Annotated in this window: 11 protein-coding genes; 6 read left to right on the plus strand and 5 right to left on the minus strand. The window is 55.7% G+C overall.

Annotated features, from left to right (window positions below; translation table 11 throughout):
• Position 1: 1 nt before the first annotated feature.
• Both QT231_RS15860 and QT231_RS15865 read right to left on the minus strand, forming a co-directional pair.
• Entirely contained in the window at positions 2–3,061 is a 3,060-nt protein-coding gene (locus tag QT231_RS15860; protein WP_308337828.1) for an efflux RND transporter permease subunit, read from the minus strand.
• The gene (locus QT231_RS15865) at positions 3,058–4,212 is read right to left on the minus strand and encodes an efflux RND transporter periplasmic adaptor subunit (protein ID WP_308337829.1); all 1,155 of its coding nucleotides are present in this window, start codon (positions 4,210–4,212) and stop codon (positions 3,058–3,060) included. Before QT231_RS15865 ends, QT231_RS15860 begins: the two co-directional genes overlap by 4 nt.
• 211 nt (positions 4,213–4,423) lie before the next feature.
• Here QT231_RS15865 and QT231_RS15870 point away from each other — a divergent pair, with 211 nt between their 5' ends.
• The 3 genes from QT231_RS15870 to QT231_RS15880 are packed head-to-tail and all read left to right on the plus strand — an operon-like array spanning position 4,424 to position 7,297.
• Entirely contained in the window at positions 4,424–5,239 is an 816-nt protein-coding gene (locus tag QT231_RS15870) for a MipA/OmpV family protein (RefSeq protein ID WP_308337830.1), read from the plus strand.
• Positions 5,239–5,925: a response regulator transcription factor gene (locus QT231_RS15875; RefSeq protein ID WP_088700735.1), complete on the plus strand. Its 687-nt coding sequence runs from the start codon at positions 5,239–5,241 to the stop codon at positions 5,923–5,925. The genes QT231_RS15870 and QT231_RS15875 overlap by 1 nt, the downstream gene beginning before the upstream one ends.
• On the plus strand, positions 5,894–7,297 hold the full coding sequence (locus tag QT231_RS15880) for an ATP-binding protein (RefSeq protein ID WP_308337831.1): 1,404 nt from the start codon (positions 5,894–5,896) through the stop codon (positions 7,295–7,297). The genes QT231_RS15875 and QT231_RS15880 overlap by 32 nt, the downstream gene beginning before the upstream one ends.
• A gap of 123 nt (positions 7,298–7,420) precedes the next feature.
• On the opposite strand, the gene QT231_RS15885 is transcribed toward QT231_RS15880, so the two are convergent.
• Positions 7,421–7,738 carry a DNA-binding transcriptional regulator gene (locus QT231_RS15885; RefSeq protein ID WP_308337832.1) on the minus strand — a complete coding sequence of 106 codons (318 nt, stop codon included), beginning with the start codon at positions 7,736–7,738 and terminating at the stop codon, positions 7,421–7,423.
• Positions 7,739–8,043: 305 nt separating this feature from the next.
• On the opposite strand from QT231_RS15885, the gene QT231_RS15890 reads away from it, so the two are divergent.
• A complete protein-coding gene (locus QT231_RS15890) occupies positions 8,044–9,225 on the plus strand; it encodes an AAA family ATPase (protein WP_308337833.1) in 1,182 nt (393 codons plus the stop codon).
• A 65-nt stretch (positions 9,226–9,290) separates the two neighbouring features.
• On the opposite strand, the gene QT231_RS15895 is transcribed toward QT231_RS15890, so the two are convergent.
• Both QT231_RS15895 and pip read right to left on the minus strand, forming a co-directional pair.
• Positions 9,291–10,235: a hypothetical protein gene (locus QT231_RS15895; RefSeq protein ID WP_308337834.1), complete on the minus strand. Its 945-nt coding sequence runs from the start codon at positions 10,233–10,235 to the stop codon at positions 9,291–9,293.
• Positions 10,236–10,615: 380 nt separating this feature from the next.
• Entirely contained in the window at positions 10,616–11,566 is a 951-nt protein-coding gene (gene pip, locus QT231_RS15900; protein ID WP_374694406.1) for a prolyl aminopeptidase, read from the minus strand.
• A 314-nt stretch (positions 11,567–11,880) separates the two neighbouring features.
• Between pip and QT231_RS15905 the strand changes: the two genes are divergently transcribed.
• Positions 11,881–12,378 carry a hypothetical protein gene (locus QT231_RS15905; RefSeq protein ID WP_308337835.1) on the plus strand — a complete coding sequence of 166 codons (498 nt, stop codon included), beginning with the start codon at positions 11,881–11,883 and terminating at the stop codon, positions 12,376–12,378.
• A 101-nt stretch (positions 12,379–12,479) separates the two neighbouring features.
• Positions 12,480–12,893 carry a phosphoribosyl-AMP cyclohydrolase gene (gene hisI, locus QT231_RS15910; protein ID WP_308337836.1) on the plus strand — a complete coding sequence of 138 codons (414 nt, stop codon included), beginning with the start codon at positions 12,480–12,482 and terminating at the stop codon, positions 12,891–12,893.
• Positions 12,894–12,954: the final 61 nt, after the last annotated feature.

Below are 12,954 nucleotides of genomic sequence, written 5' to 3' on the forward strand. Positions count from 1 at the left end.
TCTACTCCGATGTTTGCGTTGCGTGGTTTGGGGGCAGCTTGAACCGCCCCAGGATATTGCCGATGTTATCCACGTAGCTGTAAACCACCGGGATAACCAGCAAGCTCAGAAGCGTTGAAGTGAGCAGTCCACCAATGACAACAAAGGCCATGGGGGCCCGGAAGCTGGGATCGCCAGCCCATCCTAGAGCGATCGGCATCATGCCCGCCCCCATGGCAATGGTGGTCATCACGATGGGCCGGACACGTTTTTTGCAGGCATCAAGAATGGCGTCCACACGTTCCAACCCATGCACCCGACGGGCGATGATGATGTAGTCCACCAACAGGATTGAGTTCTTGGTGGCGATGCCCATCAGCATGATCAATCCGATCATGGCGGGCAGCGACACGGGCGTCTGCGTGAGAAACAGCGCCAGGAAAGCCCCAGGGATGGAGAGTACCAGTGCCACCAGAATGGTGATCGGCTGCATGAAATCCTTGAGCAGCAGCACCAGTACCATGTAGATACACAGCACGCCGGTCAGCATGGCAATCCCGAAGCTTGAGGCAAGCTCCGCCATTTCCTCTGCATCGCCTTCTGCTGCCTGAAACACGCCGCGCGGCAACTGACGTAAACTGGGCAGTGCCTGCACGGCCTGTTCGATTTCTCCCAAAGGCTGCCCTTGCAGGCTTACCTCGAAATTGACGTTGCGCAGACGGTTATGCCGGGTGATTTCCGAAGGACCGCTGCTCCACTCAAAGTTAGCCACGCTCTCCAGCGGCACTAGCCCGTTCGCACCAGGCACTGGTAGCCGTTTAAGGGTCGCCATATCCTCCCGAGCGGCATCCTCCAGTCGAACCATCACCGGCACCTGACGCGAGCTGAAGTTCAACTTAGGAAGGTCCTCAGCGTTATCGCCCACTGTCGCGATGCGCAGCGTATCGGCGATGGCCTGAGCCGAGACCCCAAGGTCGGCGGCGCGGGCAAAATCAGGGCGAACAATGAGCTCAGGCCTGACCAGGCTGGCCGTCGAACTCACCGCACCGATGCCGGGAATGGCGCGCATCTCCCGCTCGACTTGGCGGGCATGCAGTTCAAGCACCCGGCTATCCTCACCGGCGAGCACCAACTCATAGCCATCCCCCTCGTCGCCTACGCGAGTTCGCACGCCGGGAAGTGTGGCGAGTACAACGCGTAACTGCTGCTCTATGTCTTGCTGCGTAACGCCCGCGCGGGTTGCGCGATCCGCCAAACCAACGGTCAGCTCAACCGAGGTCACATCGCTGTTACTGCTGCCGGAGCCCCCACCGACAGCCGCGAAGATGCTGACGACATGCCGCTGCGTCACCAGTCGTGAGCGTGCCTGCTCGGCAAGCGCCGCCGCTTCAGAAAAAGTGCTACCGGGCGGCAAGGTGAGCGTCGCCTGCGTCTGGGAATCATCATCGGGGGGTATGAAGGTACCCGGCAGGGTCGAGGCCAGCCAGATACCTCCTGCAAAGCAGGCCGCCGCCGCGATAAGCGTTGTCTTACGGTGGCGCAGGCACCCGTTAGCAACGATCAAGTAGTAGCTAATCCACGTTGGATCGCTACGATGCTGATTGGGTTTGCGCAACAGATACGCCGCCAGCATAGGTGTGAGAAGGCGCGCCACCAGCAGCGAGAACAGCACCGCCACAGAGGCAGTCCAACCGAACTGAACGAAGAATTTCCCGACGGTGCCGCTCATAAAGGCCGTGGGCAAAAAAACGGCAATCAACGTAAAGGTGGTGGCGACAACGGCCAAGCCGATTTCTGCCGCAGCATCCATAGCAGCCTGGCGCGGGGGCTTGTCCATTAGCAGGTGCCGTTCGATATTCTCAATCTCGACAATGGCATCATCCACCAGCACCCCGATCACCAGCGAGAGCGCCAGCAACGTCACCACATTGAGCGAGAAGCCCATCAGGTGCATGAAGGCGAAGGTGGGGATGATCGACAGTGGCAGTGTGACCGCCGCAATCAGCGTGGCCCGCCAATTGCGCAGGAAGCAGAACACCACCAGAACCGCCAGCGCCATGCCCTCGAATAACATATGCATGGAGCCCTGGTAGTTCTCCAGCACCGGCCCGACGAAATTAAAGGCTTCTTCGATCTCTATATGAGGATATTGCGACTGCAATTCCGCGAGCGCAGACTGCACGCCCTCGGCCACATCCACCTCGCCGTATCCCTCGGCACGGGTCATCTCGAAGCCGACCACGGGCGCCCCATCCATCAATGCAATCGAACGCCGCTCAGCCACGGTATCGGTAACCGTCGCCACCTGATCAAGGCGAATACGGCGACCATCGCTGAGTGCCAGCTCCATCTTCGCCAGCTCGGCGGCGGATTCAGCGTTGGCGATAATGCGCACGGTCTGTTCGGCTCCGCCGACATCAACGCGGCCACCAGGGGCCTCCAACTGCGCCTGACGCAACTGGCGGGAGATATCCAGTGCTGTCGTGTTCATCGCCAACAGGCGATCCGGATCCAATGCCACGCGAACTTCGCGATCGACCCCGCCGATACGCCGAACCGAACCAACGCCCGGCACCGACAAGACGGCTTTGGTCATTTTGTCATCGACGAACCAGGAGAGTGCCTCATCGTCTAGATCGGAGGAGGTCACCGCGTAGCGTACAATCGGCTCACTGGAAAACTCACCCTTCCGAATCACTGGATCACGCAGGTCGGCGGGTAGATCCGAGCGGATGCGGGAAACTGCGTCGCGCACGTCCTCAATAGCCTCTTGCAAGGACTTTTCCAGCCGGAATTCGATAGCGATATCGGCATTACCATCCGTCAGCGTTGTAGAGATATTTTTGACGCCGGAGACGGTAGCGATGGAGTCCTCGATCTTGCGGGCAACCTCGTTCTCCATTAAGGCGGGGGCCGCCCCCGGCAACGAGGCGGAGACCTCCACAAGGGGCAGCTGCACATCCGGCAAGTCCTGAATAAACAAGCCTCGGAAGGAGATGAGCCCCCAGAAGGTCAATAGGATGAAGAGCAGAACAACCGGGATAGGATTGCGAATCGCCCAGGATGAGGTATTGAGCGTCATACCCCCTCCTCGACGTCGGTATCGGTCGTTTGGGGTGAATGACCCGGCTCTCCCTCAATCACCCGAACCTGATCACCGTTACCCAGAAAAGCTCCGCCCGAGGCGACCACCTTGGCATCGGGCTCAAGCCCGTCGCGAATTTCGATGCGATCATCCGTTTGCTGACCAAGGGCAACTTTCTGCTCCGTTATTTGGCCTTCAACGCTGACGCGATGGACGTAGCCAAATCCGTCGCGTAGTTGCACCGCGGTACGGGGTAGCGTCATCACTTGGCGGCTGCCCAGTTCAAATTCACCCCGCGCAAACATTCCCGCCCGAGCGATGTCGCTTATCGGAAGGTCGACATAGACCAAGCCATTTCGGGTAGCGGCGTCCACGCGCGGCGCGACTGTGCGCAAATGCCCGTCGAGTTCGTATCCGCCTGGCAGGGAAATCCTGGCAGTCTGACCGGGTCGCAGCTTATTCAGCTCAGAGGCGGCGACCTCGGCCCGCCATTCCAGCCGACCGTGGCGCGTCAACCTGAACAGTTCCTGATCGGCGCCGGTAACAGCGCCAACAGTGGCCGTGCGGGAGGTAATCAAACCGTCGTCCGGGGCGACCACCTGCGTCTGAGCCAAGCGTAGCGCTTGGGCTTCATTCTGCGCTTGCGCAACGCCTAGCCGCGCCCTGGCGGTGAGTTCGGCGGTTTCGTATTGCTGAATCTGCTGCTCTGAAAGCGATCCCGTGGTTTTCAAACTTCGGGCACGCTGGGCATTGGCATTCGCTTCCGCAAGCGTTGCCTCGGCTTCCGCTACGTCAGCGCGGCTCCTAGCCAGCTCTGCACGCACCGTCGTGTCGTTATAAACGGCCAGCACCTGCCCTTCCGTGACCTCATCACCCACATCTACCTTGACGTCTACCAGCCGCAGGCCACCGATTTCGGTACCGATAATGATCTCCTGCCACGCAGCGATATCACCATTGGCCGCAATCGTCGTCGGAAGCGTCTGAGGTTCTAATGTCGTCACGTTGACGGATAGTGAGGGCTGCGCCGTCGGCTCGTCGACGGCATCACTTTCCGACGACACCGCCTGCATACATGCCAGCGCGGCAGCGCTAGCGATGACGGCAATCATAATGCCGAGATACATTTTTCCGGTTGGAGGTGACATAATTCAGGCCTGTCTCAAATTGTTCAGTTCGTTGATGAAAAGCGACATCAAGCACTTCTGTTGAACAACTATCGGCCTGTATTCCTTTCTCGTTTCTTACTGACGTAGCGCTTGATCAAATCCGTTTTCAGTAAGAAACGCGTAAGACAATCCTCCTGATGATGGCACTTCCATAACGCTCTCACTTACACACAATGCTAGGAGTGCAAACATGAGTTCTCATCAGTCGCTATTTCCAACAGTTCAGCTCACCGCTAGGGGGTTGGCAACAGCCACACTTATTAGTGGTTTTTTTATGGCGTCTCCATTGGTACTCGCAGACGAAGAAAATTCAGACGAAACCACCTGGGGATTGGGCGTAGGCGCAATAAGCGAACAGGATCCCTATGCCGGTATCGACAGGGAAAACACTCCATTTCCCTTGCTCCTGATCGAAAACCGGTACATTAGTGTCTTCGGCCCGGAAATCGAATTCAAACTGCCGAGTCTTGTCATCAGCGACTCCCAACAGCTCAATTTCGGTATCGTCGCCCAGTACGATGGGAGCGGCTACGAGCAAGGCGATGCCCCGATTCTCAACGGCATGAGTGAGCGCGAGGGCGGCTTTTGGGCGGGGGCCAAAGTGGAGTGGGAAAGCGAGCTGTTCGAGGTCAGCGCCGAATGGCTCACCGACGTCTCCGGCAACAGCGACGGGCAGCGCGTCGATCTTGGCCTGGAGAGAACGTGGGAATTCGGCGAACATATAATGCTAACCCCATACGTTGGGGCATCCTGGCAGGACGACAAGAACGTCGATTACTACTTCGGCGTTCGCGATAATGAGGTTCGCTTCGATCGTCCCGCCTATAAGGGAGAGTCGGCTACCAATATCGAGGCGGGGGTGCGCGGCGTGTACCAGTTTGACCAGCATCACTCTGTGCTGGTAGGTGTTGAGGTCACGAGCCTGGCGGACGAAATCAAAGATAGCCCGCTGGTGGATCGCTCGACCCAAAACGCCGTGTTAGTTGGCTATCTTTACACCTTCTGATGAGCCGGATACTGCTGATCGAGGATCACGATCGCCTAGCCCAGCTAATGCACCAAGGGCTGGTGAACGCTGGCATCGCCGTGGATGTGGTTGACCGCATTGATGCAGCATGGGCTGCCGTTCAGCAGATATCCTACCAGGCACTGGTGCTCGATCGCGGCTTGCCGGATGGGGACGGGCTGCTATTGCTCAAGAAGCTGCGCAACGCGGGCCTTAGCGTGCCCTGCCTGGTGTTAACGGCGCGCGATGCGCTGCATGACCGGGTAGAAGGACTCGAAGCCGGCGCCGACGACTACCTGCCCAAACCGTTTGCCATGGATGAGATGGTGGCACGTGTCCGTGCCTTGCTACGCCGCCCTGTGGAATTCCATTCAATCGACCCCATTCACGGCGACCTGAGACTGCATACTGAAAGCGGCGTTCTGTTTAGCGGGAACGAGAGTATTACCCTTGCCCCGGCAGAGCTGCACATTATGCAGTTGCTGTTATACAAGCACGATGAGGTCGTACGCCGCAGCGCGCTGGAAGCGGCGGCCTGGGGCCTAAGCGAGGCGGTAACACCTAACGCCCTGGATGTCGCCCTGCACCGTTTACGCCGCAAGCTGCGGGCCATCGGCTCGCGCCAGCGGATCGCCAACGTCAGAGGAATGGGGTATGCGCTTCGTCAAGCGGATGATGCTAAATAGCCTGAGGCTGAAAGTGCTGCTGGCCTATGTGGCGGGCATGGTGCTGAGTATCACACTGCTGGTAATTGCTGCTGCAGTGGTGCTTAAGAGCGATCTACTGGCTCGTATGGATCTGGCCGACGCGGCAGAGGGGCTAGTAAACAATATCGAGTTCGACAGTCGCGGCCGACCCGTCGGCTTCGACTCGAGTCTGGAGGATCGCGCCTGGCTGTACGAGGGTCCGCAGCGCGAAGCGGCTTACCGGATTCTGGATGAAGCCGGAAACGTGGCCGTCTTTTCCAGCTCAGGTGAGGAGTTCTGGACGGCCGACGGCGATCTTGTTCGGCTGGCACGCGGCAACTTCACCTTCGAGCATGAGGGAAAGACCTTCTACGGCGCAACGCAGCCCCTCGAGCATGAAGGGCGAAGGTGGTATCTGCAATTCGCGGTCAGTGCGAGGTTCCTGGACGTCGTCTATACCGTGTCCTTTCCGCAGGTGGTCGCTGCCGTGGCGGTGTTCGGACTTGTGCTGTTCGTCGCCTTCGGGTTATGCGCCTATATTACCCTGCGCTACACCCTCAAGCCATTGCGAGACGTGTCGGAGTCCGCGGCGGCCATCTCGCCGCGCTCCATCAACGCCCGGCTGAATACGGACGCGGTGCCTGCGGAGATTGCACCACTAGTGGATAGCTTCAACCACACCCTGGAACGTCTTGAGCGGGGTTATCGTCTCCAGCAGGAGTTTCTCGGCCATGCAGCGCACGAGTTAAAAACACCACTGGCGTTGATTCGTGCACAGATTGAATTGATCGCAGATGGTAAGAATGATCGTGAGGCGCTATTGAGCGATGTCGAGTACATGACGCGCCAAGTGCAACAACTGCTACTGCTGGCCGAAGCGAGCGAGGCACACAGCTACCAGTTTACCGTTGTTCGGATGCAGGACATCGCCCACGAGGCTTCTACCTACTTACAGCGCATGGCAGAGTCCGCCGACGTGCATTTAACGGTGCTTGCCCCGGATCAAGGGGTGACATGGAAGGCTGATCGCGGGGCATGCTTCACCTTGCTCAAGAACTTGCTGGAGAACGCCATCCAGCATGCCCCCGAGCAGACCCTCGTCAGCATGGAGATCCAGGAAAATATAATAACTGTGCGTGACCGTGGCCCAGGCGTCGAACCAGAGCAATTGGCCCTGCTGTTCTCACGCTTCTGGCGTGGGGCGCATCGGCGCGACCATGGAGCAGGCTTGGGGCTAGCGATCTGCCAAGAGATTGCCATGGCACACGGTTGGGAGCTTTCGGTTCACAATGCCCACCCCGGGTTGATCATGACGCTCTGTAGAGAAAATGATGCCCTTAAAAATAGCCAAAAGAATATCCAGCACAATTAATCGAGGGTCTGTCATCGTACGCAACTTACCCGACACCCTCGCGGAAGGCCGCATTCAGGCAGTGCATACCCCGCCTAACCCAGTCATTACGATTATAGCCGACAGTTAACTGAAAACTTCGCTTTAAGCGATAGCCTGAATGCCGTTTTTTTCTATCACAGCGAGGAGCCGAAGAGCAGGCCCTCCAGGACGCTTCACGCCTCGCTCCCAATCAGAAACCAGATTTTTGCTGACGTTGAGATAACGGGCGAATACAGGCTGGGAAAGGTGCTCGCGCTCACGAAGCGTCCGGATAGCCTCAGGAGGAATCGGTTCCGCATTGGTTAGACAAGTCTCATCAAAGTCACGCATCGTCTTTTTATCGACAGCCCCGACCTCATGCAGTGCCTCCATGGTTTCATGGATTGCGGCCATCGCGTCGCTACGGTATTTCTTAGCCATTGTTTTCCACCTCCGAAAACTGCCCCTTCTGAAGAAAGGCCCACTGCTTGCTAAGCCCGCTGATTCCGCTATCAGTAGCGGCTACACGAACCCCCTATGTACTGCCATGCAGGACAATCGCCACCCCTTCATAGACAGAGCCCCCTTGATACCCACCTCTGGAGTGCAGCTAGCGTTTTTGGCGGCAGAATTTTTTCAGTTTGCCATTTGACGAAGAGCGTGCTCTTCGTATCTGGTAGCGATAGCGCTAAACTGGCATCTTCTACGCTGCCCAAAGCGGCTCGTCCCTCAACCACTCAGAGCTTATGATCAACGCCTTTGCCGTCTCCAACTACCGCAGCCTGAAAAACGTTGTCTCTTCCCTGTCGGGTCTCAATGTGGTGACCGGGCCCAACGGGTGTGGTAAATCCAACCTGTACAAGTCGTTGCGGTTACTGGCAGACACCGCTAAAGGCAACCTAATCGCATCGATCGCCCAGGAAGGCGGTCTCGATTACACCTTTTGGGCGGGCCCGGAAAAACTCACCAATAGCATGAGAGACGGCTCTGCCCCCATTGAGGGCACCGCCAAGAAAAGCAATACCCGCCTCAGGCTGGGGTTTGTCGGTGAAGACTTTGGCTACGCTATTTCGTTGGGAATGCCCGCGCCCCAGGGGTTTGCGGGCTACGGGGATCCCTCCATGTTCCAGTTCGACCCCGAAATAAAACGTGAATGCATCTGGGCAGGCGAAGTTTGCCGCCCCAGCAGTTGCTTGATCGACCGAGTGGGATCTGTGGTCAAAGTGCGGGTCGGTCGCAAATGGGAAGTTTACAACACCCACCTCAACAGCTACGAAAGCATTCTGAACGAAATCAGTGACCCGGTTGCCGTACCGGAAGTCCATGCAGTTCGACAAACAATCCGCAACTGGCGCTTCTACGATCAGTTCCGAACCGATCCGCAATCCATCATTCGCACACCGCAAATAGGCACTCGCACGCCAGTGTTGGATCACGATGGCCACGACCTAGTGGCCGCTTTACGAACCATTCACGAGATCGGTGATCGAGAGGCACTGTATGCAGCAATTGAAGACGCCTTTCCGGGCGCGAGCATCAATTTTGCAGCCGACGCCGGTAACCGCTTTGTGCTGCAGTTTCTGCAGGAAGGATTGTTGCGCCCGTTGAACCAGTCGGAATTATCCGACGGCACACTTCGCTATCTGCTGTTAGTGGCGGCGTTGCTCACCCCAAGGCCGCCTTCCCTGCTGGTGTTAAATGAGCCGGAAACCAGCCTGCACCCGGATTTGCTACCCTCCTTGGGGCGCCTAATAATACGTGCATCGCTGGAAACCCAAGTATGGGTGGTTTCCCACGCGCCACGCTTGGTGGCAACGCTAGAACAAGATCAGGCCTGCAACTCTATTGCGCTGGATAAAGCGTTTGGCGAGACGACCATCCTGGGCCAGGGGTGGCTGGACGAACCGCCCTGGCAGTGGTTGGATTAAACAAAGCACCCAAAGCGCCCCCTGATTGTGAATCTCTCTTGATAGCCTAAAACTCGTTTTTTTGATCAGCGCCTACTGTTGGACTGTTGAGCCCAATCGGCGAGTTCGACCAAAGCTTGCCGTTGTTCCAGACTGGGCTCTTGCTTGGGTATTAGGTCATAGTTGATCATGTAATTTCCGATGGTCAGCTGGACGTTGGCCCTAGGTTGACCGCTACTACATGAGTAGCTCAAGCTTGCATGATCACCTAATTGGTCAAGTTTCTCGATTGTACAATCATCAGTAGAGGGGTGTTGGAACGCTTCAGAGGCGGGCTGGATAGAAACAGTCAGAAGGGCATTGTCAGAGTCAGTGGCAAAGCAACTGTTTTCCCCCATAACATTCTGCGTAACATCGCCGGCTGGAAGCAGGCGATTAAGCAACGGGCCATTAAACCAACGGCAATCTGAGGCGGCTGCCAGTATTTCAGGGTTATCAGAAACGGCCAGCGCCGCTTGGATCAGAGAATCTCCTGCTTCGCGATCCTGTGACGAAACCGCATCTTGCAGAGCCAAGCTCCCCAAAGCCGTGACCCGACCTTTATGGCCAGCGAAACCCACGTTTCGGCTAGCTGCTTCACTGGCGCGCTCAGTGGGTAGATAGTAAAACCCCTGCACACCAATAGCCGGTGCATCCATCACATTATATGAAGCCGCCATTTCCGGTCGTAGAGTAGCTATGAAATCGGCAGCTGCTTGTTCGGATTCATGGATCATCTGGTTGGCGGCAAACACGTTGGGAGCGCGATCACTGCGGCTGAGGAACCGGCAACTTCCAATTTGTCCACCAGTTACGACATGCCACGGTGCATACTGTGGAAAAGCTTGGTCAAGCTGATCCGTTTCCAGCCAACCGCACTCGGTGGCATGCGCCGAAAGCGGCAATACGATAGCAGTAAAGAATAGCAGTAGGGAACTACGACAACCAAAATGAAAGAATGAAGCAATTGGCCGTTTTTTGGCTGAACTCATCAGCAGATCTCCTATAGTTAAAGTTCATATAAAGCGTAATGTCGAGCGGCTTATAATACATTCAAAAGAAGAGTGGCCGAGTCGAGCTACGGCCAGAAATTAAGCTAGCATCATTCAAAAGGGGCTCTATCTTAGATTAATTTAACTTTATTTTCAATAAATGTATTGAAAGACTATACCTGTAAACTTAATACAATTATTCTGGGCGCTTGAAAAATCACCCAAAAACAACATCCAAACTCCCATCTTCTAGTTTTTTATGAGTTTTACACCCAACATTGCCTTACACGAATCGACTAAAGAAAGCTGAGTAGTTCACTAAACCAGCTGACCCACTCTTAGCTTCGACGCCATTAGTGCTCTCTGCGGTATATATTAACTTAAAAAGCAAAGCGATCTGTCGCACGTATCAACTGGTCGAGAATGCCGGGTTCGCTCCAGGCATGCCCTGCGCCTTCGATTATATGGAACTCGGAATCTGGCCAAGCATTATGCAGCGCCAGCGCATAACGAACAGGGCATGGCATATCGTAGCGGCCGTGAACGATAACGCCGGGAATACCTTTTAGCCGATCGGCGTTAGCAAGCAACTGCCCTTCTTCCAGCCAGGCTTTGTGGGTAAAGAAGTGGTTCTCTAAACGCGCAAAGGCTAACGCAAAATGTCCCTCTCTGTAGGGAGCCGATAAGGCAGGGTCTGGTAGCAGGGTGATGGTTTCCCCTTCCCATATCGTCCATGCCTTTGCCGCTTCCAGCTGGACAGCAGGGTCGTCACCCATCAGGCGGCGATGGTAGGCGGCTACCATATCGTGTCGCTCTACTTCAGGAATAGGCGCCTGAAACGCCGCCCACTTATCGGGGAACATTTCAGACACACCAAATTGATAGTACCAGTCAATTTCCGCTTGGGTGACCGTATAGACGCCTCGCAAAATCAGCTCACTCACGCGCTCTGGGTGCGTCTGGGCATAGGCAAGACCCAGGGTAGACCCCCAAGAGCCGCCAAAAACCATCCACTGGGTTACGCCAACATGCTCACGTAGCCTCTCGATGTCTTCGACTAAATGCCACGTAGTGTTAGCTTCTATACTCGCATGGGGCTCTGAACGACCACAGCCGCGCTGATCAAAGAGAAGAACGTCGTAGCGCTCAGGGTTAAACAGGCGTCGATGATTAGGCGAAAGTCCACCGCCGGGGCCGCCATGCAGAAATACCGCAGGCTTACCGCCCGGTTTGCCCACGCGCTCAAAATAGACCGTATGGCCATCCCCCACATCGATCATGCCTGTTTCGTAGGGCTCGATCGGTGGGTATAGGGTTCTCAAGTTCGTCATTCAAGCCTCCCGCTTCAGTGGCATCCTTCCAAATACCGTTTGACACTTTTATCTTCGCCGACGACTTTACTACAAGCGATTCTCAAATGACGTCGAAGAGCGTTCAGTAATGTTAGTATCTAGGGAAGGAAGTGAACCAGGAAGTGGTTCAGCCAGTACTAGGTCAATCAGGCAATCAGGCAATCAGGCAATCAGGCAATCAGGCAATCAGGCAATCAGGCAATCAGGCAATCAGGCAATCAGGCAATCAGGCAATCAGGCAATCAGGCAATCAGGCAATCAGGCAATCAGGCAATCAATGAAAGGATCTCATCATGATTGAATCAATAGAAGAACTCGAAGCGATTAGAAAATCGTGCCATTCGATGGTCACCAAGAGTTCAAGCCTTTCTGCGGGCGCGGCGCTTATCCCCATACCTGGGGTGGATGTAGGCTCAGACGTTGCCATATTGATGCGGCTAATACCTAAAATTAACCAGGAATTTGGTTTAACGCCTGAACAAATCGAAAGCCTGGATACCGAATCCAAGCTCTTTGTGATGACGGCCATCTCGAATACCGGCAGCAAAATGGCCGGTAAATACATCACGAAAAAACTTATCGTCATGCTTTTAAGCAAGATGGGCGTCAAGGTGGCGTCCAAAGGTGTTGCGAAGTTCGTTCCTTTGGTCGGTAGCGCCGTCGCTGGTGGTATCAGCTTCAGCGTGATGAAGTACATGGGCAGCCGCCATATCGAAGATTGTTACCAAGTCGCCTTGGCAACACTGGAGAATGAGCGGCGAAAGCACGAAATCATCATCGAACCCGAATAACGCTGCTAGCCCAAGTCGCCTATTGACCCAGGCATGCATTAAGATTCCGGGCACAATATCTGTTATGTTATATCATATATATTAAGCGATACGAGTCACCCATGAACATTTGGATAGAGCTAGAGAATGCCGAACGTGGCGAACGCCGACCGTTGGCAGCAGTGATCGAATCCATTCCTTGGAACGCCGACGGCTTGATCACCGCCATCGCTCAGCAGCACGACAGCGGCGAAGTGCTCATGTTGGCGTGGATGAACTGTGATGCGTTACTCGAAACACTGGCCAGCGGGCAAGTCTGCTACTGGTCTCGCTCGCGACAGACCCTGTGGCGCAAAGGTGAGAGTTCCGGCAATCGCCAGCGCCTGGTGGAGGCACGACTAGATTGCGACGGCGACGCGGTGCTGTTACGGGTCGACCAACAAGGCCCCGCCTGCCACACAGGGAGACCCAACTGCTTTTACAACGCCATCCGCCGCGAGACAGTCGAGGTTATCTCCGCGCCGTTGAACCATTAATTCACAAGCCATCTAATGGGGTGTACCACACACTGAGTCCTTGACCAGTTGAATGGGTATA

The sequence above is a fragment of the Halomonas sp. SpR1 genome (assembly GCF_031010175.1).
Lineage (GTDB): Bacteria > Pseudomonadota > Gammaproteobacteria > Pseudomonadales > Halomonadaceae > Vreelandella.

Bases quoted from the DNA above. Each gene is read 5' to 3' on its own strand.
- pip (WP_374694406.1), bottom strand. From the start codon at position 11,566: ATGACGAACTTGAGAACCCTATACCCACCGATCGAGCCCTACGAAACA.
- QT231_RS15905 (WP_308337835.1), top strand. From the start codon at position 11,881: ATGATTGAATCAATAGAAGAACTCGAAGCGATTAGAAAATCGTGCCAT.
- QT231_RS15895 (WP_308337834.1), bottom strand. From the start codon at position 10,235: ATGAGTTCAGCCAAAAAACGGCCAATTGCTTCATTCTTTCATTTTGGT.
- QT231_RS15870 (WP_308337830.1), top strand. From the start codon at position 4,424: ATGAGTTCTCATCAGTCGCTATTTCCAACAGTTCAGCTCACCGCTAGG.
- QT231_RS15860 (WP_308337828.1), bottom strand. From the start codon at position 3,061: ATGACGCTCAATACCTCATCCTGGGCGATTCGCAATCCTATCCCGGTT.
- QT231_RS15875 (WP_088700735.1), top strand. From the start codon at position 5,239: ATGAGCCGGATACTGCTGATCGAGGATCACGATCGCCTAGCCCAGCTA.
- hisI (WP_308337836.1), top strand. From the start codon at position 12,480: ATGAACATTTGGATAGAGCTAGAGAATGCCGAACGTGGCGAACGCCGA.
- QT231_RS15885 (WP_308337832.1), bottom strand. From the start codon at position 7,738: ATGGCTAAGAAATACCGTAGCGACGCGATGGCCGCAATCCATGAAACC.
- QT231_RS15880 (WP_308337831.1), top strand. From the start codon at position 5,894: ATGCGCTTCGTCAAGCGGATGATGCTAAATAGCCTGAGGCTGAAAGTG.
- QT231_RS15890 (WP_308337833.1), top strand. From the start codon at position 8,044: ATGATCAACGCCTTTGCCGTCTCCAACTACCGCAGCCTGAAAAACGTT.
- QT231_RS15865 (WP_308337829.1), bottom strand. From the start codon at position 4,212: ATGTCACCTCCAACCGGAAAAATGTATCTCGGCATTATGATTGCCGTC.